At 39.7% G+C, this 26345-nt stretch carries 19 protein-coding genes; 14 read left to right on the forward strand and 5 right to left on the reverse strand.

Annotation, left to right across the window (positions count from 1 at the left end; translation table 11 throughout):
- Positions 1-16 precede the first annotated feature (16 nt).
- From ABVM49_RS01645 to ABVM49_RS01680, 8 genes are all read left to right on the forward strand, one after another.
- Positions 17-9541, forward strand: coding sequence for a hypothetical protein (locus tag ABVM49_RS01645; RefSeq protein WP_405202745.1), 9525 nt, complete (start codon positions 17-19; stop codon positions 9539-9541).
- A 15-nt stretch (positions 9542-9556) separates the two neighbouring features.
- Positions 9557-11011, forward strand: a complete 1455-nt coding sequence (locus tag ABVM49_RS01650; protein WP_405202746.1) for a hypothetical protein — start codon at positions 9557-9559, stop codon at positions 11009-11011.
- A 7-nt stretch (positions 11012-11018) separates the two neighbouring features.
- Positions 11019-11747 carry a hypothetical protein gene (locus ABVM49_RS01655; RefSeq protein ID WP_038599522.1) on the forward strand — a complete coding sequence of 243 codons (729 nt, stop codon included), beginning with the start codon at positions 11019-11021 and terminating at the stop codon, positions 11745-11747.
- Positions 11748-11902: 155 nt separating this feature from the next.
- Entirely contained in the window at positions 11903-12529 is a 627-nt protein-coding gene (locus ABVM49_RS01660; RefSeq protein ID WP_405202747.1) for a hypothetical protein, read from the forward strand.
- Between the two features lie 4 nt (positions 12530-12533).
- Complete coding sequence (locus ABVM49_RS01665; protein WP_405202749.1) at positions 12534-13682, forward strand: gliding motility-associated C-terminal domain-containing protein; 1149 nt, start codon at positions 12534-12536, stop codon at positions 13680-13682.
- 72 nt (positions 13683-13754) lie between these two features.
- Positions 13755-14036, forward strand: a complete 282-nt coding sequence (locus tag ABVM49_RS01670) for a GNAT family N-acetyltransferase (RefSeq protein WP_035327485.1) — start codon at positions 13755-13757, stop codon at positions 14034-14036.
- Between the two features lie 23 nt (positions 14037-14059).
- Complete coding sequence (locus ABVM49_RS01675) at positions 14060-14995, forward strand: GNAT family N-acetyltransferase (protein ID WP_405202751.1); 936 nt, start codon at positions 14060-14062, stop codon at positions 14993-14995.
- Positions 14992-15729, forward strand: a complete 738-nt coding sequence (locus ABVM49_RS01680; RefSeq protein ID WP_405202752.1) for a M15 family metallopeptidase — start codon at positions 14992-14994, stop codon at positions 15727-15729. The genes ABVM49_RS01675 and ABVM49_RS01680 overlap by 4 nt, the downstream gene beginning before the upstream one ends.
- A gap of 2 nt (positions 15730-15731) precedes the next feature.
- Here the strand turns inward: ABVM49_RS01680 and ABVM49_RS01685 are convergent, their stop codons facing one another.
- The 4 genes from ABVM49_RS01685 to ABVM49_RS01700 form a co-directional block, all read right to left on the reverse strand.
- Positions 15732-16703, reverse strand: a complete 972-nt coding sequence (locus ABVM49_RS01685; protein WP_405202753.1) for a tetratricopeptide repeat protein — start codon at positions 16701-16703, stop codon at positions 15732-15734.
- 43 nt (positions 16704-16746) lie between these two features.
- Positions 16747-17277 (reverse strand): DUF4136 domain-containing protein, encoded by a 531-nt coding sequence (locus tag ABVM49_RS01690; protein WP_405202754.1) that lies wholly within the window; start codon positions 17275-17277, stop codon positions 16747-16749.
- Positions 17278-17342: 65 nt separating this feature from the next.
- Positions 17343-18341, reverse strand: a complete 999-nt coding sequence (obgE, locus tag ABVM49_RS01695) for a GTPase ObgE (RefSeq protein ID WP_405202756.1) — start codon at positions 18339-18341, stop codon at positions 17343-17345.
- A gap of 50 nt (positions 18342-18391) precedes the next feature.
- Complete coding sequence (locus ABVM49_RS01700; protein ID WP_081965013.1) at positions 18392-19507, reverse strand: adenylate kinase; 1116 nt, start codon at positions 19505-19507, stop codon at positions 18392-18394.
- A gap of 138 nt (positions 19508-19645) precedes the next feature.
- Here ABVM49_RS01700 and ABVM49_RS01705 point away from each other — a divergent pair, with 138 nt between their 5' ends.
- From ABVM49_RS01705 to ABVM49_RS01715, 3 genes are all read left to right on the forward strand, one after another.
- Positions 19646-20800, forward strand: a complete 1155-nt coding sequence (locus ABVM49_RS01705; RefSeq protein ID WP_038599502.1) for a 5-(carboxyamino)imidazole ribonucleotide synthase — start codon at positions 19646-19648, stop codon at positions 20798-20800.
- A 10-nt stretch (positions 20801-20810) separates the two neighbouring features.
- Positions 20811-21290 carry a 5-(carboxyamino)imidazole ribonucleotide mutase gene (gene purE, locus ABVM49_RS01710; RefSeq protein ID WP_298351604.1) on the forward strand — a complete coding sequence of 160 codons (480 nt, stop codon included), beginning with the start codon at positions 20811-20813 and terminating at the stop codon, positions 21288-21290.
- Between the two features lie 258 nt (positions 21291-21548).
- Complete coding sequence (locus ABVM49_RS01715) at positions 21549-23579, forward strand: M3 family metallopeptidase (protein ID WP_405202758.1); 2031 nt, start codon at positions 21549-21551, stop codon at positions 23577-23579.
- Positions 23580-23619: 40 nt separating this feature from the next.
- Here ABVM49_RS01715 and ABVM49_RS01720 read toward each other — a convergent pair whose 3' ends face one another.
- Positions 23620-24840 (reverse strand): glycosyltransferase family 4 protein, encoded by a 1221-nt coding sequence (locus tag ABVM49_RS01720; RefSeq protein WP_405202759.1) that lies wholly within the window; start codon positions 24838-24840, stop codon positions 23620-23622.
- Between the two features lie 88 nt (positions 24841-24928).
- Between ABVM49_RS01720 and ABVM49_RS01725 the strand changes: the two genes are divergently transcribed.
- From ABVM49_RS01725 to ABVM49_RS01735, 3 genes are all read left to right on the forward strand, one after another.
- On the forward strand, positions 24929-25432 hold the full coding sequence (locus ABVM49_RS01725; RefSeq protein WP_298351593.1) for a GbsR/MarR family transcriptional regulator: 504 nt from the start codon (positions 24929-24931) through the stop codon (positions 25430-25432).
- Positions 25433-25519: 87 nt separating this feature from the next.
- A complete protein-coding gene (locus ABVM49_RS01730) occupies positions 25520-25957 on the forward strand; it encodes a hypothetical protein (protein ID WP_299150621.1) in 438 nt (145 codons plus the stop codon).
- Positions 25958-25962: 5 nt separating this feature from the next.
- Positions 25963-26343, forward strand: coding sequence for a hypothetical protein (locus ABVM49_RS01735; protein ID WP_405202760.1), 381 nt, complete (start codon positions 25963-25965; stop codon positions 26341-26343).
- Positions 26344-26345: the final 2 nt, after the last annotated feature.

The following is a 26345-nucleotide window of genomic DNA, read 5'->3' on the forward strand; positions in this document are numbered from 1 at the left end:
TGTAAATTCCGCGAAAATGAAAATTGCTAATTTTATGATCCCTCAAATGAAAAAACTACTTACCCTAACAAGTTTTCTCATACTATCTATATCTGCCATTGGTCAGGTTAAGGTAGGTGATAATCCGAATACTATAGATGCAGCATCGCTACTCGAACTTGAAAGCACGAGCAAGGTTCTTGTGGCAACAAGAGTTAGTACTTCTCAAATGAACAGTATAACTCCTCTTGCAGGAGGTCTTGTTTTTAATACAGACGAGGGCTGTTTTTATCAATATGATGGATCTAACTGGCTAAGTCTATGCCAGATGGCTTCAATGATAATTGACAATGGAGATGGGACATACACCTATACAGATGCAAATGGAAATTCGCAAATCATAAACACTCAGGCATCTTCAAATCCTTATGATAACACAACATCAGGGCTTGTTGCGACAAATGTGCAAGACGCTATAGACGAAATCAATGCAGCAGCAGGAACAGTAGCCCTTGTAGATAATGGAGACGGTACTTACGTTTTTACAGATGCAAGTGGAACAGCCACGACTATCGCAGATACTTCTATCTCCACCTTAGTAGATAACGGAGACGGAACGTACACATATACAGACGAAACAGGAGCAACGCAAATTATAGACATTTCAGCCGAGGGTAATAGTTTTGATAATACAGGGACAGGTTTACTTTCTACAAATGTTCAAGATGCTATCGAAGAAATAAACGCGGCTATAGGTACGGTAGGCCTAATAGATAATGGCGATGGGACTTATCAATTTACAGATGCAAGTGGCACTACTATAACTATTTCTGACACCTCAATATCTACACTAGTAGACAATGGAGACGGAACATACACCTATACAGATGAAACAGGAGCAACACAAAATATAGACACAAACGCTTCTGCAAATCCGTATGACAATTCAACATCTGGTTTAGTATCTACAAATGTTCAAGATGCTATTGATGAAATCTTAAGCCAAATAAACTCCGTAAACGTAACACTTACAGATAATAATGACGGCACATATACTTTCACAGATGTTTTAGGAAATACAACAACTATCTCAGACACTTCGATCTCAACGCTAGTTGACAATGCAGACGGAACATACACCTACACAGATGAAACAGGAGCAACGCAAGTAATCGACACAAGCGCTTCTGCAAATCCATATGACAACACGACGTCAGGACTCGTAGCAACTAATGTGCAAGATGCCATAGACGAAATAAACGCAGCTGCGGGAACAGTAGCACTCGTAGATAATGGCGACGGAACTTACGATTTCACAGACGCAAGTGGAACAACAACCACTATCGCAGATACTTCGATATCAACACTCGTTGACAACGCAGACGGAACATACACCTACACAGATGAAACAGGAGCAACGCAAGTAATTGTCACAAACGCTTCTGCAAATCCTTATGACAATACAACATCTGGATTAGCAGCAACAAATGTGCAAGACGCTATAGACGAAATAAACGCAGCAGCAGGAACAGTAGCACTTGTAGATAATGGCGACGGAACATATGATTTCACAGACGCAAGCGGAACAACAACGACCATCGCAGATACATCTATCTCTACACTCGTTGACAATGCAGACGGAACATACACATACACAGATGAAACAGGAGCAACACAAGTAATCGATACAAACGCTTCTGCAAATCCTTATGACAATACAACATCTGGATTAGCAGCAACAAATGTGCAAGACGCTATAGACGAAATAAACGCAGCAGCAGGAACAGTAGCACTTGTAGATAATGGCGACGGAACATATGATTTCACAGACGCAAGCGGAACAACAACGACCATCGCAGATACATCTATCTCTACACTCGTTGACAATGCAGACGGAACATACACATACACAGATGAAACAGGAGCAACACAAGTAATCGATACAAACGCTTCTGCAAATCCATATAACAACACAACGTCAGGACTAGTAGCAACAAATGTTCAAGACGCAATTGATGAAATCAACGCAGCGGCAGGAACAGTAGCGCTAGTAGATAATGGAGACGGAACGTATGATTTTACAGACGCAAGCGGAACAACAACGACTATTGCAGATACTTCGATATCAACACTCGTTGACAACGCAGACGGAACATACACCTACACAGATGAAACAGGAGCAACGCAAGTAATCGACACAAACGCTTCTGCAAATCCTTATGACAATACAACATCTGGATTAGCAGCAACAAATGTTCAAGATGCTATTGATGAAATCAACGCAGCGGCAGGAACAGTAGCGCTAGTAGATAATGGAGACGGAACATATGATTTCACAGACGCAAGCGGAACAACAACGACTATTGCAGATGCTTCGATATCAACACTCGTTGACAACGCAGACGGAACATACACCTACACAGATGAAACAGGAGCAACGCAAGTAATCGACACAAACGCTTCTGCAAATCCTTATGACAATACAACTTCAGGACTCGTAGCAACAAATGTTCAAGATGCTATTGATGAAATAAACGCAGCGGCAGGAACAGTAGCGCTAGTAGATAATGGAGACGGAACGTATGATTTCACAAACGCAAGTGGAACAACAACGACTATCGCAGATACTTCGATATCAACACTCGTAGACAACGCAGACGGAACATACACATACACAGATGAAACAGGAGCAACACAAGTAATCGACACAAACGCTTCTGCAAATCCTTATGACAATACGACTTCAGGACTCGTAGCCACAAACGTGCAAGATGCTATAGACGAAATCAACGCAGCGGCAGGAACAGTAGCCTTAGTAGATAACGGTGACGGAACATATGATTTCACAGACGCAAGCGGAACAACAACGACCATCGCAGACACTTCTGTATCAACCCTAGTTGATAATGGCAATGGAACTTATGGTTATACCGATGAAACAGGAATAACCACAGTAATTGATACCAACGGCTTTAATATCACAAATACTGTAGCAGGCAATACAATTGCAACGGTTACTGACGCGGCAGGAAATGCAACAGATATTAATGAAACTGTAACAACATTTGCCGATGCAATGGATGGTTTAATTACCTATACAGATGAAAATGGAGATCCACAAACAGTAGCTAAGTCAGATATCACAGATAATGGAAACGGAACTTACACATTTACTAATAATGATGGGTCTGATGTAGTCATAAACACAAATGGGATAGTTGTTGCAGATATTAATGATGGAAAGGTTATTGCAACTATCACAGAAGCTGACGGAACACTAACTAATATAGAAGAAACAGTAACTGAATTAGCAATTGCTGCAGGGGAACTTACCTACGCAAACGAAGATGCTACAAATGCTAATGTAAATCTAATATCAGCAGACGCAGAGAACAACATCACTGCGGGTGCAGACGGAGCATTGTTTGTAGATGTAACGGCTGAACAAACAGTAACCGATGTTACAGATCTAAATGCTGCAGCAAACACAAACCTGATTGGAACATATAACAATGAGGATGCTACTCCTTTTGCTATAGAAGAAACAGTAACGGAACTAGCAATCGCCGCTGGGGAACTTACTTACGCAAACGAAGATGCTACTAATGCTAATGTAAATCTAATATCAGCAGATGCAGATAACAACATCACTGCAGGTGCAGACGGAGCATTGTTTGTAGATGTAACGGCTGAAGAAACAATCACAGACGTTACAGACTTAAATGCAGCGGCAGTTACAAACACCATTGCTACCTATAACGCTGAAGACGCAACAGCATTTACAATTGCTGAAACAGTTACTACGATCTCTGATGAAACTGACGGAAATGTAACCTTCACAAACGAAGCAGGTGCAACAATCACCGTGGCCAAAGCTGACATCACAGATAACGCAGATGGAACGTACACATTCACAAATAATGATGGTTCTGATGTTATCATCGATACAAATGGTGTCGCAATCACAGATGTCATTGCAGGTAACCTTATCGCAACAGTTACAAACGCAGATGGAACAGCAGTTGAAATTGATGAAACAATCACAGACGTTACTGACTTAAATGCAGCGGCAGTTACAAACACTATTGCTACCTATAACGCAGAAGACGCAACAGCTTTTACAATTGCTGAAACAGTTACTACGATCTCTGATGAAACTGACGGAAACGTTACTTTCACAAATGAAGCAGGTGCAACAATCACCGTAGCTAAAGCTAACATTACAGATAACGCAGACGGAACATACACATTCACAAACAATGATGGGTCTGATGTAATTATTGATACTAACGGTGTCGCAATCACAGATGTCATTGCAGGTAACCTTATCGCAACAGTTACAAACGCAGATGGAACAGCAGTTGAAATTGATGAAACAATCACAGACGTTACAGACTTAAATGCAGCGGCAGTTACAAACACCATTGCTACCTATAATGCTGAAGACGCAACAGCTTTTACAATTGCTGAAACAGTTACTACAATATCTGATGAAACTGACGGAAATGTAACCTTCACAAACGAAGCAGGTGCAACAATCACCGTAGCTAAAGCTGACATCACAGATAACGCAGACGGAACATACACATTCACAAATAATGATGGTTCTGATGTTATCATTGATACAAATGGTGGCGCAATCACAGATGTCATTGCAGGTAACCTTATCGCAACAGTTACAAACGCCGACGGAACAGCAGTTGAAATTGATGAAACAATCACAGACGTTACTGACTTAAATGCAGCGGCAGTTACAAACACCATTGCTACCTATAATGCTGAAGACGCAACAGCTTTTACAATTGCTGAAACAGTTACTACAATCTCTGATGAAACTGACGGAAACGTAACATTCACCAATGAAACAGGTGCAACAATCACTGTAGCTAAAGCTGACATTACAGATAACGCAGACGGAACATACACATTCACAAATAATGATGGATCTGATGTTATCATCGATACAAATGGTGTCGCAATCACAGATGTCATTGCAGGTAACCTTATCGCGACAGTAACAAACGCAGATGGAACAGCAGTTGAAATTGATGAAACAATCACAGACGTTACTGACTTAAATGCAGCGGCAGTTACAAACACCATTGCTACCTATAATGCTGAAGACGCAACAGCTTTTACAATTGCAGAAACAGTTACTACAATCTCTGATGAAACTGACGGAAATGTAACCTTCACAAACGAAGCAGGTGCAACAATCACCGTAGCTAAAGCTGACATCACAGATAACGCAGACGGAACATACACATTCACAAATAATGATGGTTCTGATGTTATCATTGATACAAATGGTGGCGCAATCACAGATGTCATTGCAGGTAACCTTATCGCAACAGTTACAAACGCCGACGGAACAGCAGTTGAAATTGATGAAACAATCACAGACGTTACTGACTTAAATGCAGCGGCAGTTACAAACACCATTGCTACCTATAATGCTGAAGATGCTACAGCTTTTACAATTGCAGAAACAGTTACTACAATCTCTGATGAAACTGACGGAAACGTTACTTTCACAAATGAAGCAGGTGCAACAATCACCGTAGCTAAAGCTGACATCATAGATAATGCGGACGGAACATACACATTCACAAATAATGATGGATCTGATGTAATTATTGATACTAACGGTGTCGCAATCACAGATGTCATTGCAGGTAACCTTATCGCGACAGTAACAAACGCCGACGGAACAGCAGTTGAAATTGATGAAACAATCACAGACGTTACTGACTTAAATGCAGCGGCAGTTACAAACACCATTGCTACCTATAATGCTGAAGATGCTACAGCTTTTACAATTGCAGAAACAGTTACTACAATATCTGATGAAACTGACGGAAACGTTACTTTCACAAATGAAGCAGGTGCAACAATCACCGTAGCTAAAGCTGACATCACAGATAACGCAGACGGAACATACACATTCACAAACAATGATGGTTCTGATGTTATCATCGATACAAATGGTGTCGCAATCACAGATGTCATTGCAGGTAACCTTATCGCGACAGTTACAAACGCAGATGGAACAGCAGTTGAAATTGATGAAACAATCACAGACGTTACTGACTTAAATGCAGCGGCAGTTACAAACACCATTGCTACCTATAATGCTGAAGACGCAACAGCTTTTACAATTGCTGAAACAGTTACTACAATCTCTGATGAAACTGACGGAAACGTAACATTCACCAATGAAACAGGTGCAACAATCACTGTAGCTAAAGCTGACATTACAGATAACGCAGACGGAACATACACATTCACAAACAATGATGGATCTGATGTTATCATCGATACAAATGGTGTCGCAATCACAGATGTCATTGCAGGTAACCTTATCGCGACAGTTACAAACGCAGATGGAACAGCAGTTGAAATTGATGAAACAATCACAGACGTTACTGACTTAAATGCAGCGGCAGTTACAAACACCATTGCTACCTATAATGCTGAAGACGCAACAGCTTTTACAATTGCTGAAACAGTTACTACAATCTCTGATGAAACTGACGGAAACGTAACATTCACCAATGAAACAGGTGCAACAATCACTGTAGCTAAAGCTGACATTACAGATAACGCAGACGGAACATACACATTCACAAACAATGATGGATCTGATGTTATCATCGATACAAATGGTGTCGCAATCACAGATGTCATTGCAGGTAACCTTATCGCGACAGTTACAAACGCAGATGGAACAGCAGTTGAAATTGATGAAACAATCACAGACGTTACTGACTTAAATGCAGCGGCAGTTACAAACACCATTGCTACCTATAATGCTGAAGACGCAACAGCTTTTACAATTGCTGAAACAGTTACTACAATCTCTGATGAAACTGACGGAAACGTAACATTCACCAATGAAACAGGTGCAACAATCACTGTAGCTAAAGCTGACATTACAGATAACGCAGACGGAACATACACATTCACAAACAATGATGGATCTGATGTTATCATCGATACAAATGGTGTCGCAATCACAGATGTCATTGCAGGTAACCTTATCGCGACAGTTACAAACGCAGATGGAACAGCAGTTGAAATTGATGAAACAATCACAGACGTTACTGACTTAAATGCAGCGGCAGTTACAAACACCATTGCTACCTATAATGCTGAAGACGCAACAGCTTTTACAATTGCTGAAACAGTTACTACAATCTCTGATGAAACTGACGGAAACGTAACATTCACCAATGAAACAGGTGCAACAATCACTGTAGCTAAAGCTGACATTACAGATAACGCAGACGGAACATACACATTCACAAACAATGATGGATCTGATGTTATCATCGATACAAATGGTGTCGCAATCACAGATGTCATTGCAGGTAACCTTATCGCGACAGTTACAAACGCAGATGGAACAGCAGTTGAAATTGATGAAACAATCACAGACGTTACTGACTTAAATGCAGCGGCAGTTACAAACACCATTGCTACCTATAATGCTGAAGACGCAACAGCTTTTACAATTGCTGAAACAGTTACTACAATCTCTGATGAAACTGACGGAAACGTAACATTCACCAATGAAACAGGTGCAACAATCACTGTAGCTAAAGCTGACATTACAGATAACGCAGACGGAACATACACATTCACAAACAATGATGGATCTGATGTTATCATCGATACAAATGGTGTCGCAATCACAGATGTCATTGCAGGTAACCTTATCGCGACAGTTACAAACGCAGATGGAACAGCAGTTGAAATTGATGAAACAATCACAGACGTTACTGACTTAAATGCAGCGGCAGTTACAAACACCATTGCTACCTATAATGCTGAAGACGCAACAGCTTTTACAATTGCTGAAACAGTTACTACAATCTCTGATGAAACTGACGGAAACGTAACCTTCACAAACGAAGCAGGTGCAACAATCACCGTAGCTAAAGCTGACATCACAGATAATGCGGACGGAACATACACATTCACAAATAATGATGGTTCTGATGTTATCATCGATACAAATGGTGTCGCAATCACAGATGTCATTGCAGGTAACCTTATCGCGACAGTTACAAACGCAGATGGAACAGCAGTTGAAATTGATGAAACAATCACAGACGTTACTGACTTAAATGCAGCGGCAGTTACAAACACCATTGCTACCTATAATGCTGAAGACGCAACAGCTTTTACAATTGCTGAAACAGTTACTACAATCTCTGATGAAACTGACGGAAACGTAACCTTCACAAACGAAGCAGGTGCAACAATCACCGTAGCTAAAGCTGACATCACAGATAATGCGGACGGAACATACACATTCACAAATAATGATGGTTCTGATGTTATCATCGATACAAATGGTGTCGCAATCACAGATGTTATTGCAGGTAACCTTATCGCAACAGTTACAAACGCAGATGGAACAGCAGTTGAAATTGATGAAACAATCACAGACGTTACAGACTTAAATACAGCGGCAAATACAAATCTTATTGCAACATATAATAATGAAGGTGCAACTCCTTTTGCTATTGAAGAAACAGTAACTTCACTAACCTTTGACGACACTACAAACGAGTTAGAGTTTATAGATGAAACCGGCACTCCAAACCCAGTAGATTTAAGTTCACTAGAACATACAGGAACTGAAGGTTCTATTTTCTTTGCAGGAGCAGACGAAACCCCTACTGAAGATAATGACCAGTTATTTTGGGATGCTGCAAATAATAGATTGGGAGTTGGTACTAATACACCAGATAACAAGCTACAAGTAACGGGAGCTATTCGTTCTGCAGGTTTTTTAAATTCTGATGGTAATGCTAGCGAACCTGCGTATAGATTTACAGATGACACAAATACAGGAATGTACAGTCCTGCGGCAGATGAAATTGGATTAACGGTTGGAGGAATAGAAGCAATCAATATTGATGAGACTAGTAACGCAACAACAGTAACAATTAATGAAACTTTAGACCTTGACGGGCCTGTACTTGACGAAAATGATTTACCTGGAACAGTAGGACAAGTACTAACAGCTACTGCAACCGGCACAGAATGGGCAGATGCCGCAGCAGAAACAGTTACAACTTTTGCACAAGACGACACCCCTACTACCACAGATGCTACAGCAACAGGAGAGATTACCTATACTGATGAGGCTGGTAATCCTTTTACCGCTCAAGTTGTAAGTGCAGATGCAGACAATGCGCTCTCTGTCGGAACAGATGGTGGAGCATTTATGGCAGTCGCTCCTACGGTTTATTCAGTAGGAAAAGTAGGTGCTGCTGGTGGTGGAGCACTTTTTAATGCAACTGTAGTAAATATAGGCACAGGAACATATAGAGTAACATTTACTACTGCTCTACCTAATGCAAATTATATCATTCAGTTAAGCCAGCCAGGAAGAGCAGGCGCAGGAAATGATGATCCAGGTATATCATACTCGGCACAATCTGGAGCTGGATTTACAGTTAACATTGGAGATAATGACAATGGTGGTTCTGACCGTGCATTCTTCAACTCAGAATTTATGTTTACAGTATTAACCATTCCAGGATTTTAATCCCCTACCCCTATTATGAAAAAAATATTATTTATTCTGTTTATCTCTGTGATCGCTTTCGCGAAAGCGCAAACCACAGACCCCGCATATTTAATAAATGTGCAGAAAGCATCACAGTCAGAAATAGACGCTTATGACCCAGCAGATCTGGAAATAGGGATGTTAGTCTATAATACGGATGTAAACCGCATATTTGAATATACCGCCTCAGGATTTTTGGCTATACTGACTGAAGTTGATGTTTCTGAAACTGTTACCACACTCGTAGATAATGGTAATGGAACTGCTACATATACAAATGAAAATAACATTCCTGTAACTGTAGGTATTGTTGGTCCTCAAGGACCAGCTGGACCGGCAGGTGCAGATGGAGCTCAAGGGCCACAAGGACCCGCAGGAGCAGACGGAACAACAGGACCGCAAGGACCAGTAGGTCCCGCAGGGGCAGATGGAGCAACAGGACCACAAGGACCAATAGGTCCGGCAGGAGCAGACGGAGCAACAGGACCGCAAGGACCAACAGGACCCGCAGGAGCAGATGGAGCAACAGGACCGCAAGGACCAGTAGGACCGGCAGGAGCAGACGGAGCAACAGGACCACAAGGACCAACAGGTCCGGCAGGGGCAGATGGAGCAACAGGACCACAAGGACCAGTAGGACCTAAAGGAGCAGACGGAGCAACAGGACCTCAAGGACCGGCTGGACCTGCAGGTACAGACGGAGCAACAGGACCTCAAGGACCAGCTGGACCTGCAGGTGCAGACGGAGCAACGGGACCTGCAGGACCTGCAGGAGCAGACGGAGCAACGGGACCTCAAGGACCGGCTGGACCTGCAGGAGCAGACGGAGCAACAGGACCACAAGGACCAGCAGGTCCCGCAGGTGCAGACGGAGCAACAGGACCTCAAGGACCGGCTGGACCCGCAGGTGCAGATGGAGCAACAGGACCACAAGGACCCGTAGGGCCATCAGGTACATATACTGGTTTTTTTATAATAGATAATACAACACTTACCACTACCGGGACATATACTCAGGCTATTGTTGGCATTCCATTCCAACCGTCGCAGGTTACTTTTAAGGCGCATCCTAACATAGGTTCGTTTAACATTAATGATGACAATGCGCTAGGAGCAAATAATACTGGTTTACTAGAAAACACGTTTGGGGCAATGAATGGATTTGCACGTGCAGGTAGCCCTATTGCACAGGCGGTTATATTTTCTGGCGGAAGTGGTAGCTCTATAAATAACATATCTAGATATGCTAATAATGCACAGTGCATAGGCTTAAGATATACTAACAATAACGGAAATAATCTAGGTGTTATCTCTGCATCTATGGCAAGCTTTACTGCAAATGGATTTAATCTTAATGTAACGTACACACTAGGTACGACAGGTTCGGCAGCAGTACAAAATGACATACTAGATGAATCTGTAATTGTTCTATTTACAGCATACGAATAAAATTACTATGAAACGTAACCCCTTATATATAACTATACTTCTTGTGTTTGTTTACGCTTTCGCGAAAGCGCAAACCACAGACCCTGCATATTTAGTTAATGTACAGAAGGCATCACAGTTAGAGATTGACGCATACGATCCCGCAGATCTAGAGATTGGTATGCTCGTTTATAATACAGATGAAAATAGGATTTTTGAATATACAAATAATGGATTTTTGGAACTTCTTACAGAGAAGAATATATACACTGGATGGTTTATCATTTCTGGCGAAGGAGTAGTCACAGTAAGCGACATTCCATTTACGCCATCACAGGTAACCTTTTCGGCGGCAGCAAATGTAGAGAGTCGGGATATTGATTCTGATAATGGCGTAGGAAACAATGATAGAGGCATTGACAACTCTTTTGGGTCAATGAAAGGGTTTGCAAGAGATGATGACGGCACAATAACGCAACAAGTGATGTATTCTGGAGGACACGGAAATTCTATAAATGACAACTCTAGATATGCCAGCAGTAGCAACTGTATAGGTATACGATACGGTGATCAAAATGGTAGTAGTCTAGGTAAAATAGAAGGAGCATTTACCTCCTTTACTGCAGATGGGTTTACTATTACTGTAAATTATACAAATGGTACAATTACTGCAAACAGCACAAACCCATTGGTGGACGTACAACCTGACGATGTTAATAATGAGGCGCTACTAGTTTTATACACAGCTTATAAGTAATGAGATATAGCACAACATATCACAAGCAGCCTGCTTCTATGCTAAGAAATAAACTTTCTAATAAGAAAGAACAAATTATGATGTTCACTTTGAGCTTAAATTTAACTATTCTAAAATCTGAAAGAGGTACTCTTAAAAACTGTGCACTATTTGTTTTGCTTGCATTAAGCGCTATCACTTTTACTAACGCACAAGTTCCTAATGCAGAGCTCCTACTGCGTGTTAATCAAGCTACAACAGTAGATATTGAAGCTATAACAGAGGCAAAAGAAGGGATGGTTGTTTATGACACTACTCTAGATAGGTTAAAAGTTTATGACGGTGTTGCGTGGCAAACTTTACAAAGTAGTCAAAAAGGAACAATCGTTTTAAATAGAAATGGAGGTAATGGAATTCTTCCAACAGCAACAAACACCTATTTTGACTTGCCCCTTACCAGCGCTCATATACAGACTAATGACCAAGATTTATTTACCGTGGTCGGAAATTCAGAAATACGAATAGAGCAAGATGGCGTTTACGCCTTATCTGCATCGTTATCTACCAGCAATATGCCAGCCGGAAATACAAAATATATCTTAGCAGCTAGACAAAATGGTAATCTTATAGGTTATCTTTCTAGAGGTTTTGTAACCTTACCTAGCAGAGACTACTGGGGTTCTTCTGGAACTATTTCCTATAGCTTTAATGCAAATGACATTATAAATTTTCAATATGTTCTCAATGCAGGAGGTCAAAATTTAAATGCCGTTTTTACTAATGCCTCAATAACAAAACTATAATATTATGAAAATTAGACTTATAGTTGCCTTCATTGTTCTTTTTAACGCTTTCGCGAAAGCGCAAGAATCCCTACACAACTTTGGAAATATCCAGATTCATCAAGACGGTGCGATTGGTTTTCACGGGGATTTAATCAATGACGGTGATTTTGATAACAATCTTGGTCTCGCTGGCTTTTACAATCCAACTGAAGAACTTTTTGTACTAGGTAATAACAAGCCTGTATTCTTCAATATGGAAGTTGACGTGCCAAATGACCTCAACTTTGAGGTATCTGTAGGAGTCACTAGCCTACTAGATTTTATAAATGGTAGAATTACCACTCCTCGTGAAGACCTTGGTATTAATCTTGACTTCACAAACAATGCGATCTATCTGGGTGAAAGCGATAGTAATCACGTAGATGGTTATGTTACAAATCAAGGTAACCTAGAATTTGACTTTCCCATAGGAGATGACTTTAAAATTCGCCAGCTTACGGTGATTCCTCTCAACCCGGCTATAACTACCTATCAAGCTGCATACTTTTTTGAAGATCCAGATACTCCAAGTACATTACCTGGATCATTTAACACAGACCTGTTTGAAAACACATTGTCTATTATAGATCCTAATGAGTATTGGGATTTGAACGGGCCGCTACCAGTACAAGCAAAACTGACTTGGGATGAAGATACTCAAGTGCCGGTACTTGCAGATGGCTTGAGCTCACTGCGTGTTGTAGGCTTTTCTAATGTTTTAAATAGATGGGTGAATTTGGGAAATGCTAGTTTTTCTGGCGATGAGGTAAATGGCGAGATTACTTCTGATCTTTTTGACCCTAACGACTTTTCGGCATACACACTTGGATCTGTTCTCAAAGCTGGAAGTGGTATAAATGTCTATACATTCTTCTCTCCAAACGGAGATGGAATTAATGAAACCTTTGTGATAGAAGGTCTTGAAACTAGTCCAGATAATGAACTGTTTATCTTTAATAGATGGGGTGTAGAAGTTTTTAGTATGAAAAACTATGACAACTCTTTTGATGGAACTTCACAAGGAAGAGTCACTATTGCAGAAGATAACAAACTGCCTGTAGGAACCTATTACTATGTCCTTAAACTTAAAGATCAAAAAGATCAAGCCGGTGCATTTTACATAAACCGCTAAATTTTTCCTAAAATCACTCATTGCTAGAACACTTTAATCTATATTTCAACCTTTAACAGAAAAAGGAGAGATATGAATATCCAGCATAAAGAAAGAGAAGATAGAGGTGTTTTTTATATGAAGGGAGATAATGGTATCATCTCAGAACTCGCTTACTCAAAAGATAGAGATTCAGTAATCACGATAGACCACACAGAAACCAAAATACCAGAAGAAGGCAAAGGATTTGCATCAAGGCTTGTGGCTCACACTGTTGATTTTGCAAGAGAAAGAGGGTTAAAAATAAATCCACTTTGCCCCTTTGCCGAAGTTCAATTTGATCGTAACCCAGATTATAAAGATGTACTGGCATAATGACTGTGCTCGAGACAAAACGTTTGTATCTTAAACCATTTACATCACAAGATGCAGAAAACCTTTACGCCCTTAATACAAATCTAGAGGTAATTAAATATACAGGTGATGCTCCTTTTAAAAACATAGAAGAAGCACAAGCCTTTATAAAAAACTATATTACAACAGTCTACCACAAAGCTCATACTACGACTCAAACAGGTTTAGGGAGGTATGCAGTAACACGCAAGAGTGACAATATTTTTTTAGGTTGGTGTGGCCTTAAGTTTAATCAAGATAATCGCCAGGTAGATCTAGGCTTTAGGTTTTTTGAAAAGTACTGGAATCAAGGCTATGCAACCGAGGCTAGTGAGGCCTGCATAAGCTACGCTTTTAAACAACTTCACCTACCCTATATAATAGCGCGAACTCATAACAACAATACCGCTTCTCAAAAGGTTTTAAAAAAGCTAAACTTTGTTTTTGTAAACAACATCACACATCACGATATGCCTACTAGGTTATATCATCTCAAAAATGAGGCTTATCAACTCAAAGAAATAAGCGCCAAAGAAACCTGGCCCGTACGGCATCCAGTTTTGAGAAAAGGGCGCCCGCTAGAAGATGTCTATATGGAGGCAGATGAGCAGGCAAGTACCTTTCACCTGGGTATGTTTCATAATAATGAGATTATAGGCGTTGCGAGTTTTATGGATGACAGTCACGAGGGCTTTACTGGCGCACAATATAGACTAAGAGGAATGGCGGTTTTACCAGAGTATAGAAGAAAAGGCATTGCAGAACTCCTATTAAAAAGAGGCGAGGCACTACTTAAAGAAAAAGGTAAAACACTACTATGGTTTAATGCCCGAGTTGTTGCTTTACAGTTTTATAAAAACCTAGGTTATCAAGTAGATGGCACCTTGTTTGATATTCCTAAAGTAGGACCTCATTATAGAATGAAAAAGCAGCTCTTATGAATAGAAGATCATTTTCAAAACTCACAGCATTAGGTATACTTGCCGCTTCCCTCCCACTTACGGCTAGGTCAGCAATCCTGGAGATGATAGACAGAGATGAGCTACTAGGCAAAGGTTCACCTCTGCTCACCAAGACTTCAACTTATAGACTTAGACCAGATGCCGCCATCGCTTTTGAAGAGATGAAAGCCGCTGCTCTTAAAGATGGTATAAAATTTCAAGTAGTGTCAAGCTACAGAGATTATAATCATCAAAACAGAATATGGGAGCGTAAGTATAAACGCTTTCGCGAAAGCGGTCTAAGCCACCTTGCAACCATCAATAAAATTATTGAGTACTCTACCATACCTGGCACCTCAAGGCATCACTGGGGTACAGATATAGATATAGTAGATGCAACACCAGGAGTTACTAGCGGATTACTGGTTCCGTCAAAATTTCACGGAAGTGGTCCCTTCTGTAAGTTTAAAGAATGGATGGATGCACACGCAAATAGTTTTGGCTTTTATCTAGTCTACACTGATACGTATGACAGGAAAGGCTTTAAATATGAACCCTGGCATTATAGCTACAAAGCACTCTCTTTAGACTACCTCAAAGCATATCAAGCGCTTGATATAAAGTCGCAATTACAAGCTGCAAACTTACTAGGAAGTGAGTACTTTACAGACTCTTTTATAGAGCGCTATCTTAAGGAAAATGTAGGTGATATCAATCCTGCGCTACTTCCTTAGTATTATAAATTCATAATGGCTTTGCGCTCTTGCAGAGCTTCTTTAAAATCTGACCTACTAGCAAGTGCTTTATTTATCCATTGCTCTGCTTTCTCTTTATCACCTTTATGCTTGTAGATTTGAGCAAGACGTAGATAGGCCCAATCCTTAGGCACACCATCTGCCGCAGAGTGATATTTTATATAATGGTGTAAACCTGTAATACCTTGATCGAGGCCTATACCATACTGCCCAGCTACCTTACCTAGCTGGTACTGCAACCTGTTTTCTTGAGCGTGTTTTTGTTGTGCCTCATAAGCCGTTTCAAAGGCTTTTTGTGGTTCGTTATTCTTCTCGTAATGCTCTTGTAATTTTGCATAACAAGTAACAGAACCACCTACCTCAACAGCTTTTATATAATTATACTCTGCTTGCTTAGGTTTATCATTATACTCTGCAATATAGCCGTGAGCGAGATATCCATCTACTTTTGATATATCTAGTAGCTGGTCTGCATATTTTCTTGCTTTTGCCTCACTACCGCCTATTATTCCTGGTATCTGAATATAAAACTCTACAAGTGCCCAGCGTGCTTCTATATGTGATGGATCGAGAGTCGCTGCAGTTTCAAATTGTTCTTTTATATCTCCTATCATTGTAGCAGCTCTCAGCTTGTTTACAGCAAGCGCTTTCATACCCAGTACACCCCCATATTTATAATGATAGTTTGCGTTGTTTGGATACTTTTCTACTAGGTCTTCGTAATAAGGAATTGCTCCATCCCAGTTTTTTGTATATCCTTCTATATCTCCAAGATATTCTAGAGTTTGAGGGTCTTTAGGATGTGTTTTTAAATAATTTAAAAAGAGCGACTTTGCAAGTTTGTACTTAGATTGTTTAAAATAGCTTTCCGCTTTCGCGAAAGCGTTATCACTCCCATTCTGAGCACAAAGCGCTACAGGAAACAATAGAATAATAAACCACTTTTTCATCATATTATTTTAATCAAATATATACCATTATGGTGCCAAAGTACAATTACTGCTCTGGCGGAAATTTGTTAAAAATTTTTTCTACTAACTTTTTAAAATGTGCATCCCGCTTATCAGGTTTTGCCTTTACTTTAATATCGCTCTCACATATAGCCTCCCATACCGTGGCTTGATTACCTAATGCTTTGTAAACAGTAACAACCATCTTGAGGTGTCGCTCTGGTCCGCCTATGGGTATACCGCCACTTACACCTACGCCTACAGTACCTCCACCGCCACCGCCTCCTACACCTACGCCTAAGGTGTTTCTAGAGCGTGTCTCATACTCTTCGGATGTAATTTTTATAAAAAAGTCATTAGTCTCTGCCTTAATATAACCGCGAGATTGCAACATACTATCTGTATACTTCACCACTCTACGCTCGTCAAATTCAAGTAGCCCAGTTGATTCAGAGAAGTCATAGTTATAAGAGGTAAGCTTTGAGAAATCTACCTTTGTATCATAGTCATAGTCTACAAATGTTGTCCCGCAACTCGTGAGTAGTACACATATAATGAGGCATAAAAAAATCCGCATAAATCTTTGTTTTGCATAAAGATAACAAAGGTTTACACGGATTATTATATTTTGTTAGTTCTTAACTACTCATTCATCATTTTCCACAAGGCGTCTTTAAGTTCTACAAGACCTTGTTGCGCAACTGCAGAGATAAATAAATAAGGAATAGGAACCTCTCTATCTAGCTCTTCAGAAAGCTCTGCCTTAAGCTCATCATCCAGCATATCACTTTTTGTAATAGCAATCATTCTGCTCTTGTCGAGCATTTCTGGATTATACTTTTTAAGCTCATTGAGCAAAATCTCATATTGCTCTGAGATACTATCTGCATCTGCCGGAATCATAAAGAGCAATGTAGAGTTACGCTCTATGTGGCGTAAAAATCGGTGGCCTATCCCTCTACCCTCTGAGGCTCCTTCTATAATACCTGGTATATCTGCCATTACAAATGACCTATAATCGCGGTACTCTACAATACCTAAGTTAGGCTTAAGAGTAGTAAACTCATAATTTGCGATTTTTGGTTTGGCCGCTGTGATAGATGCTAGTAATGTAGACTTCCCTACATTAGGAAAACCTACCAGACCTACGTCTGCCAGAACTTTAAGCTCTAAGGTAAGTGAGACTTCATAACCATCTATACCTGGTTGTGCATATCTAGGTGTCTGGTTAGTACTACTTTTAAAGTGCCAGTTACCACGACCTCCCATACCACCTTCGGCAGCGATAAACTCTTGACCATCCTCTGTGATTTCAAACAAGACTTTATCTGTCTCTGTATCTTTTATTGTAGTACCTAGAGGCACATCTATATAGGTATCTTCTCCATCTAGACCAGTAGATCTTGACTTTGCACCATTACCTCCGTGACCAGCTCTCAAGTGACGTTTAAATTTAAGGTGGATAAGTGTCCATAAGTTTGAGTTACCTCGCACTATAATATGTCCACCACGACCACCATCACCTCCGTCTGGGCCTCCTTTTTCTATAAACTTTTCGCGGTGTAAGTGCGCAGATCCAGACCCCCCATTACCAGAGGTTGTGTGAATCTTTACATAGTCTACAAAATTTCCTTCAGTCATCTTTCAGCTAGCCTTTTATATTTAATTGTAATGATTAGTTCTTCACTAATCTATAACGTGTCAATCACGTCACTTAATCTTGCAGTAATCTCTTCTATACTACCTACCCCATCTACTCCGTGGTACTTATCTTGTTTCTCGTAATATCCTTTTAAGATTGCCGTCTCTGCATAATATACTTTTATACGATTACGTATCACATCCTCATCTGCATCATCTGCACGACCAGAAGTTTTACCACGCTCAAGTAATCGCTGTACAAGCACCTCATCATCTACCTCTAATGCAACCATACCTGCAACCTCTGTATTTTTTGAAGCTAGTAATGTTGCAAGAGCATCTGCCTGAGCTTCTGTACGTGGAAAACCGTCAAAAATAAATCCTTTTGCATCTGCATTTTTCTCTACCTCTGCACTAAGCATATCTATCGTAACAGTATCTGGCACTAACTGTCCTTTGTCTATATAAGACTTTGCCAGTGTTCCAAGTTCTGTAGCGTTTTTTATGTTGTATCTAAAAACATCACCAGTACTTATATGTACTAGGTCATACTTCTCTTTTAAAACTTCGGCTTGTGTTCCTTTACCGGCACCTGGAGGGCCAAATAAAACCAGATTGGTCATATGAGTTTTTTTAAGTTTATATATTGATGTGAGGTTACGCCCTAGACCATTATAATCTAGACCAAACCCTACCACAAAATCATTAGAAATTTCCAGGCCTATATAATCTACCTTATACGGCTTCTTATAGGCTTCTGGTTTATATAAAAGTGAGGCTATACGATATGACGCTACCTCTTCTTGTTCAAGTATTTTTATAATAGTCTCTATGGTATTACCAGAGTCTACTATATCTTCTACCACAATTACATCTCGTCCTTTTAGTGATGGCTCTGCCCCCATTACAGTATGAATCTCATCGCTTTGTTGAGTTCCATCATAACTAGCTACCTTGATAAAGCTCATCTCGCACTCGTGGTCAAACTTTTTTATAAGCTCTGCACTAAATAAAAAAGCACCATTAAGCACTGTAAGAAACACCGGTCGCTTACCTCTATAATCTTCATTAAGACGCACAGCCACACCGTTTACAGCGTGTTGCACATCTGTTTTTGAAATAGATTTTTCAAACGTTAGGTCGTGAAGTGTAATTGTATTTTTCATAAATAATAAAGGGCAAAGATAGTATTTGAAAATCAGTCCTTATAGCTATCTCGATATGAATACATAATTATGAGTTACTCTCAGACGATTTTGTATTTTTGAACCACTATTTTTCGCTTTCGCGAAAACTTATATGCTATGAAAAATTACTTCTCTTCTCAATTTAAATTAGGCATCTTAGGTGGTGGTCAACTAGGTAAAATGATGCTTTACGACACCCGAAAGTATGATATACAGACCTACGTACTTGACCCAAGCAACGAGGCTCCCTGCAAGATTGCCTGCAACCATTTTACACAAGGTAGTCTTATGGACTATGATACTGTAGTAAAATTTGGCCGTAAAGTAGATGTACTCACCTTTGAGATAGAGAGTGTAAACATCGATGCCCTAGAGACGTTAGAAAAGGAAGGCATACAAGTGTATCCTCAACCATCAGTTTTACGCAACATACAAGATAAAGGTGTACAAAAGGACTTTTATAAAAAGCACAACATCCCGACGGCAAGTTATGAGAAGTACGCTTTCGCGAAAGCGGTAAAAGAATCTCCACAATGGCTAGACAACCTACCATTTATTTGGAAATCTTGTACAGGAGGCTATGATGGCAAAGGAGTATCTGTAGTGCGCACCGCAAGTGACCTTGACACTTTACCAGAAGTACCTTGCATAGCCGAAAAGATGATCCCATTTAAAAACGAGCTAGCCGTAATAGTAGCTCGCAATGTATCTGGAGAGGTTAAAACCTACCCTGTGGTAGAGATGGAGTTTCATCCAGAGGCAAACCAAGTAGAGTATGTTATCTGCCCAGCTCGTATAGATGAGACCGTAGCTCAAAAAGCACGAGATATTGCAGAGAAGGTTTCTAACGCTTTTGGTCACGTGGGATTACTTGCTGTAGAAATGTTTCAGACAGAAAATGATGAGATTCTTGTAAATGAAGTAGCTCCAAGACCACATAATAGTGGTCACTACAGTATAGAAGGAAGTTTTACAAACCAGTTTGAGCAGCACCTCAGAGCCATTTTAGATCTACCGCTAGGCAATACAGATAGTAAAGTGGCTTCTGTAATGGTAAATCTAGTAGGAGATGAAGGCTATACTGGCCCAGTAAAATATGAAAACATAGAGCATATAATGGGTATGGACGGGGTAACCCCTCATATTTATGGTAAAAAGGAGACGCGCCCTTTTAGAAAAATGGGTCACGTAACTATTGTAGATCACAATATAGAAAAAGCAAGAACTGTAGCCGAAAAGGTAAAAGGAAGCATAAAAGTAATCGCACAATAAATCAAACACGATGAAAGTAGGAATCATAATGGGAAGCACGAGTGACCTCCCAGTAATGCAAGAAGCTATAGACTTCTTAAAAGAGATGGATATCGATATAGAGGTAGACATTGTAAGTGCACACCGCACACCAGATAAACTTTTTGATTATAGTAAAAATGCACATACGCGTGGCATAAATGTAATTATAGCTGGTGCTGGTGGCGCTGCTCACCTTCCAGGTATGGTTGCTTCTTTATCACCATTACCAGTGATAGGCGTACCAGTTAAGTCTCGCAACTCGATAGATGGGTGGGACTCTGTGCTCTCTATATTACAAATGCCAGGCGGAGTACCTGTTGCAACAGTAGCACTAGACGGCGCAAAAAATGCTGGAATACTTGCCGCACAAATTCTAGGCGCAAGAGATAGCGCACTACAAGACAAAATGCTAGCCTATAAAGAAGGCCTCAAGCAAAAAGTTATAGAAGGCGCAAAAAGCATTAAATAAAAAAGACCGCTCTTACGAGCGGTCTTTATCAATGCAGTTGTGGGGGATTGATACTGTATTTATTAACCATTCTAAATATTAATCAAACCTTTTTAATATCTACATCGATTGGGGGAAATCAATTTCATATTTTCTCAAATATATATCTATTTCAAATAGACAGAGCGAACATAAAAAAAATATCGCATATATCGACAAAATGCGTTATTTTTTCGATAAATGACTCATTTATAACGAATTCTAATTTTCAAAGCACATATGTCACTTACATCTAATCCTCTTTTACAAGACTTTAATGAAGCTCCATTTAATACTATTAAGGACGAGCACTTTAAGCCAGCCTTTATAGAAGCGATACAAATAAATCGTAATGAGATAGATGCTATTACAAATAATACTGAGGCACCTACCTTTCAAAATACGATTGCTGCTCTTGACTATTCTGGACAACAACTAGATCGTATTTCTAGTGTGTTTTTTAACCTTAATAGCGCAGAGACCTCTGAGGCTATTCAAAAAATAGCACAAGAAGTATCGCCACTTCTTACCGCTTTTAGCAATGATGTTACTCTTAACGAGACACTGTTTGAGCGCATTAAAAGTATATACGCCCAGAAAGATGATTTGGATCTTTCTGTAGAAGAAAAAACGTTGCTAGAAAAAAAATATAAAAGTTTTGCTCGTAATGGGGCAAACCTACCTGAAGATAAAAAATCACGCTTACGCGAAATTGATACAGCTCTCGCAAAATTAAAACTCAGTTTTGGCGAAAATATCTTGGCAGAAACAAACAGCTACGAGCTTCACCTCACAAATGAAGAAGATCTTGCTGGAGTCCCTGCAAGTGCAAAAGAAGCCTTTGCAGCAGAGGCAGCTTCTAGAGACAAAGAAGGCTGGGTAGTAACACTTGACTACCCTAGTTACATTCCCTTTATGAAATATGCAGATAATCGTGAGCTACGCAAAGAGCTTTCTCTTGCCTTTGGCAGTAAAGCCTTTAAAGGTAATGAGTACGATAATCAAAAAAACGTCATTGAGATTGTTAACCTACGTCACGAGCGTGCACAGCTACTAGGTTATGACACGCACGCACATTTTGTACTTGAAGAACGTATGGCACAAACGCCAACTAAGGTTAAAGATTTTCTAAACGAACTCTTAGAAAAAGCAAAACCTGCAGCAGAGAGAGAGTTTGCACAATTAGAAAATTTTGCAAAAACACAAGACGGTATAGACGCACTTCAAAAATGGGATGGCTCTTACTATTCTGAAAAACTAAAAAAAGAACTCTTTAACCTAGATGACGAGCAACTCAAACCTTACTTCAAATTAGAAAATGTAATAAATGGTGTGTTTGAAGTAGCAACACGTCTCTTTGGGTTGCAGTTTGAGCAGGTAACAGATGTAGATGTATATCATAAGGATGTAAAAACCTATAGAGTTACAGATGTAGATGGTAATTACATCTCTCTTTTTTATGCAGATTTTCACCCAAGAAAGGGAAAACGTGGTGGTGCCTGGATGACCTCTTTTAAAGGTCAAAAAATTGAGAATGGAGTAAATGAGCGACCACACATATCTAACGTTTGTAACTTCACGCCATCTACACCTAGCAAGCCATCCCTACTTACTTTTAATGAAGTTACAACACTCTTTCACGAGTTTGGTCACGGGTTACACGGTATGCTAGCAAATACTACCTACCCTAGCCTATCTGGAACTTCTGTTTACTGGGACTTTGTAGAGTTACCTAGCCAAGTGCTAGAAAACTGGTGTTATGAAAAAGAAGCTCTAGAACTTTTTGCAACACATTATGAAACTGGCGAAGTAATCCCTATGGAGCTTGTTCAAAAAATAAAAGACGCAGCAACGTTTCAAGAAGGAATGCAAACATTGAGACAACTTAGCTTTGGGTTGCTAGATATGTCGTGGCACGGGCAAGACCCGAGTAATATAACAGATGTAAAAGCTTTTGAAAAAGAAGCCTTTGGCAACACTGCTTTATATCCAGACACTCCTGAGACCTGTATGAGTACAGCCTTTGCTCACATCTTTCAAGGAGGTTACTCATCTGGATATTATAGTTACAAATGGGCAGAAGTACTAGATGCAGATGCTTTTGAATATTTTAAAGAACAAGGGATATTTAATAAAGACGTGGCTACTAAGTTTAAGGACCACGTACTCTCAAAAGGAGGAACTGAGGACCCTATGACACTCTATAAACGTTTTAGAGGTCAAGAACCTAAACCAGAAGCACTACTCAAAAGAGCAGGACTTATAGATTAATATATTAAGTCGATTAAAAATAAAAAGGAGTAAGCGTGGCTTACTCCTTTTTATTTTTTTCTGCTATCCATTTTGACATAAAGAGTGTGCTGCGCATTGTGTGATGTTGTAGCATCTGGCCTGTAAAGTTTGCAGCACGATGCATAATCAAATTATCCATTAGATCCTGTAATGTATCTGTAAGCAGGCTGGCATAAGTATCTTTTTGAAAATTGGTATTAATTATCCTTACGCCATTTTCTTGGGCTTTTTGCCATTTTAACTCATTACTATATAAGGAGACTGCAGCTTTTATAAATGCATCATAATCATCATTTACACTGCCGGGCCAGTCTAGGTGCTGGCTCATTCCCTCTGCTCCTATCGTAGTTGTTACAGATGGAGTGCCACATTGCATCGCATCTATAAATTTACCTTTAAGACCAGCCCCATACCTAAGCGGCGCTAGTAAAACTCTGGCATTTCTTATCACCTGGTGAGCACTCTCTGCTCTTCCTTTTACCAAAAACCCTTCTTTGGGATTATGCAGCTGTAATGCCTTCTCTGGCACGTAAGCACCATAAATATGCATCTCTGCTTGCGGCAATTGCTGGCGTATGTGTGGCCAAATATATTTTTTTAACTCTAGGGTGGCATCCCAGTTAGGCGGGTGTATAAAATTGCCTATGGCTATAAAATGTGCGCGCTCTTTAAAAGGAACAAAATCAGTCTCAAGTGTAGAAACTAGAAAGGGCACATAGTGCAATAATGACGCAGGAACCTTGAAAAAAGTTTGTAGCAAATCCATCTCTACTGTTGAGATCATTAAGGTGAGATCACATCTGTAAATGGAGGCTATCTCCCTTTTGGCGATATCAGAAATTAAGTCCTTGTGTTCAAAAACTCGTTCTTCTTTTACGGCTTTCGCTCTTGCTTTTCTTAAGCAGTGCAGATCTTCGGTGTCTAGTATTTTTAGAGCATTGGGGCACGCTTCGTCTATTCGCCAGCCAAATTGCTCCTCTGCCATAAATCTATCAAAGAGTACGATGGTGGGGTTGTACGCTTTCGCGAAAGCGTTAAAAGAATCATCGTTAAGCTGTATCGTTGCGGTCTCAATATCAAAATCACTAAGTGAGATTGCATTTTGAGAAGTTCCGGCTGTACTTGCATAGGTGACATCCCAGCCTTTTTCTTTAAAAATAGTAAGCAGCTGTAACATCCTACTTCCTGCTGCCGAAGAAGTGGGCTCCACCCAAACTGTTGAGATTACAAGTACATTCATAATCCAAAAATAGGGATAACAAAACTGACAGTAAAAATTTAACTTTCATTTATTATTGAAATTACAATAACATTCTTATATTTGACGTATGGAATTTGATCAAGCAAAAAATAAGTTTATACAAACTTGGGGAGCGCTAGGTACGCAATGGGGTATTAATAAGACAATGGCTCAAATACACGCCTTGCTTATGGTGTCTCCAGAGGCGCTCAGTATGGAAGATATTATGGGCGAGCTTTATATCTCTAGAGGAAACGCAAGTATGAACCTGCGAGCACTTATAGACTGGGGAATTATCTTTAAAGAGTATAAAACGGGTGAACGCCGAGAGTATTTTGTAGCCGAAAGTAACATAGATGAGCTTGCTAGAAAAATAGCCAAAGAAAGAAGCAAGAGAGAGATAAAACCTACGCTACGTGTCCTGCAAGAAGTAAGTAGTATAGAAGAAACAGGCTCTACAGAGGCTGCCCACTTCAAGACCAAAACGGCAGAGCTTTATGAGTTTGTATCTAGGGCAGATAGTATGCTAGAAAAAATTACAGACTATAAAGAAAGCTGGATTACAAAAACAATTATGAAGTTAATGAAGTAACAATTGTTAACCTCAACATTTAAGGGGCACTGTAAAAGTGCTTTTTATTTCACTTAAAGTTTCAATAATTTCTGAAATATAAATATTATGAATATTCCCATTCCAAATTGGTTAATTATTATAGGCGGTATAGGCCAGATTTTTACAGCATTGATATATCCATATATCCGCCATCGCGTTTTTGACTGGTATACTGATGTGAAAAAATTAAAACCACTCAATCAAGAAATTGCAAAAACTTACGGTAGGTATATACAGGGTTTAAACTTTTCTTTTGGACTTATAGCAATACTTCTTACAAATGAATTACAAAACCAAAGCAAACTAGCAATAGCTCTCACAGGGTTAATCGCAGCTTACTGGGTAGGTAAAGTAGCTACACAGATTGCATACTACCCTATGTATGATATCCCTAAAGATAAAATTTTCAAAATAGGAGGCTATTGTATGAATATACTTTTTGTGCTCTTTGCAGTAGTCTTTACAATTCTATTTATTAATAATGTCTCATCTCTTTTAAACTGATAATAATGAAAACAATATTCCTAATCAACAAGACGCTTATTATTACTAATGCGATTTTATTTATAACAGTCTATGGCGGACTACTTTTCCTGCCCATAACTGGTGCCATACAATTATGTTGCTTTGTGTACCTCCTATTTCGCTGGTCTGACGTAGCGCCCCATCTTAAGAAGTACTTTATAATATATGGAGTTGTAACAGTCTTGAGCCTTTCGCTTCTTTTATGTTTAAACTATTTCTCATCGTTTGACTTCTTGTTTTGGCTTCCTATCATACTAGGCATTGCTCTAAGCATCTACTTTTTAATACTCACCTACAAGCAGAGCGAGTATACACTTACCTCGCAAGAAAAAGACATATCAATCGTATCAAATAAAACAATTTAGGC

It is taken from the genome of Dokdonia sp. LLG6352-1, assembly GCF_045055815.1.
GTDB lineage: Bacteria > Bacteroidota > Bacteroidia > Flavobacteriales > Flavobacteriaceae > Dokdonia > Dokdonia donghaensis.

What these genes read in the sequence shown, in the direction of transcription:
- ABVM49_RS01645 (WP_405202745.1), top strand. Translation starts at nt 17, where the DNA reads ATGAAAATTGCTAATTTTATGATCCCTCAAATGAAAAAACTACTTACC.
- ABVM49_RS01650 (WP_405202746.1), top strand. Translation starts at nt 9,557, where the DNA reads ATGAAAAAAATATTATTTATTCTGTTTATCTCTGTGATCGCTTTCGCG.
- ABVM49_RS01655 (WP_038599522.1), top strand. Translation starts at nt 11,019, where the DNA reads ATGAAACGTAACCCCTTATATATAACTATACTTCTTGTGTTTGTTTAC.
- ABVM49_RS01665 (WP_405202749.1), top strand. Translation starts at nt 12,534, where the DNA reads ATGAAAATTAGACTTATAGTTGCCTTCATTGTTCTTTTTAACGCTTTC.
- ABVM49_RS01670 (WP_035327485.1), top strand. Translation starts at nt 13,755, where the DNA reads ATGAATATCCAGCATAAAGAAAGAGAAGATAGAGGTGTTTTTTATATG.
- ABVM49_RS01680 (WP_405202752.1), top strand. Translation starts at nt 14,992, where the DNA reads ATGAATAGAAGATCATTTTCAAAACTCACAGCATTAGGTATACTTGCC.
- ABVM49_RS01685 (WP_405202753.1), bottom strand. Translation starts at nt 16,703, where the DNA reads ATGATGAAAAAGTGGTTTATTATTCTATTGTTTCCTGTAGCGCTTTGT.
- ABVM49_RS01690 (WP_405202754.1), bottom strand. Translation starts at nt 17,277, where the DNA reads ATGCGGATTTTTTTATGCCTCATTATATGTGTACTACTCACGAGTTGC.
- obgE (WP_405202756.1), bottom strand. Translation starts at nt 18,341, where the DNA reads ATGACTGAAGGAAATTTTGTAGACTATGTAAAGATTCACACAACCTCT.
- ABVM49_RS01700 (WP_081965013.1), bottom strand. Translation starts at nt 19,507, where the DNA reads ATGAAAAATACAATTACACTTCACGACCTAACGTTTGAAAAATCTATT.
- ABVM49_RS01705 (WP_038599502.1), top strand. Translation starts at nt 19,646, where the DNA reads ATGAAAAATTACTTCTCTTCTCAATTTAAATTAGGCATCTTAGGTGGT.
- purE (WP_298351604.1), top strand. Translation starts at nt 20,811, where the DNA reads ATGAAAGTAGGAATCATAATGGGAAGCACGAGTGACCTCCCAGTAATG.
- ABVM49_RS01715 (WP_405202758.1), top strand. Translation starts at nt 21,549, where the DNA reads ATGTCACTTACATCTAATCCTCTTTTACAAGACTTTAATGAAGCTCCA.
- ABVM49_RS01720 (WP_405202759.1), bottom strand. Translation starts at nt 24,840, where the DNA reads ATGAATGTACTTGTAATCTCAACAGTTTGGGTGGAGCCCACTTCTTCG.
- ABVM49_RS01725 (WP_298351593.1), top strand. Translation starts at nt 24,929, where the DNA reads ATGGAATTTGATCAAGCAAAAAATAAGTTTATACAAACTTGGGGAGCG.
- ABVM49_RS01730 (WP_299150621.1), top strand. Translation starts at nt 25,520, where the DNA reads ATGAATATTCCCATTCCAAATTGGTTAATTATTATAGGCGGTATAGGC.
- ABVM49_RS01735 (WP_405202760.1), top strand. Translation starts at nt 25,963, where the DNA reads ATGAAAACAATATTCCTAATCAACAAGACGCTTATTATTACTAATGCG.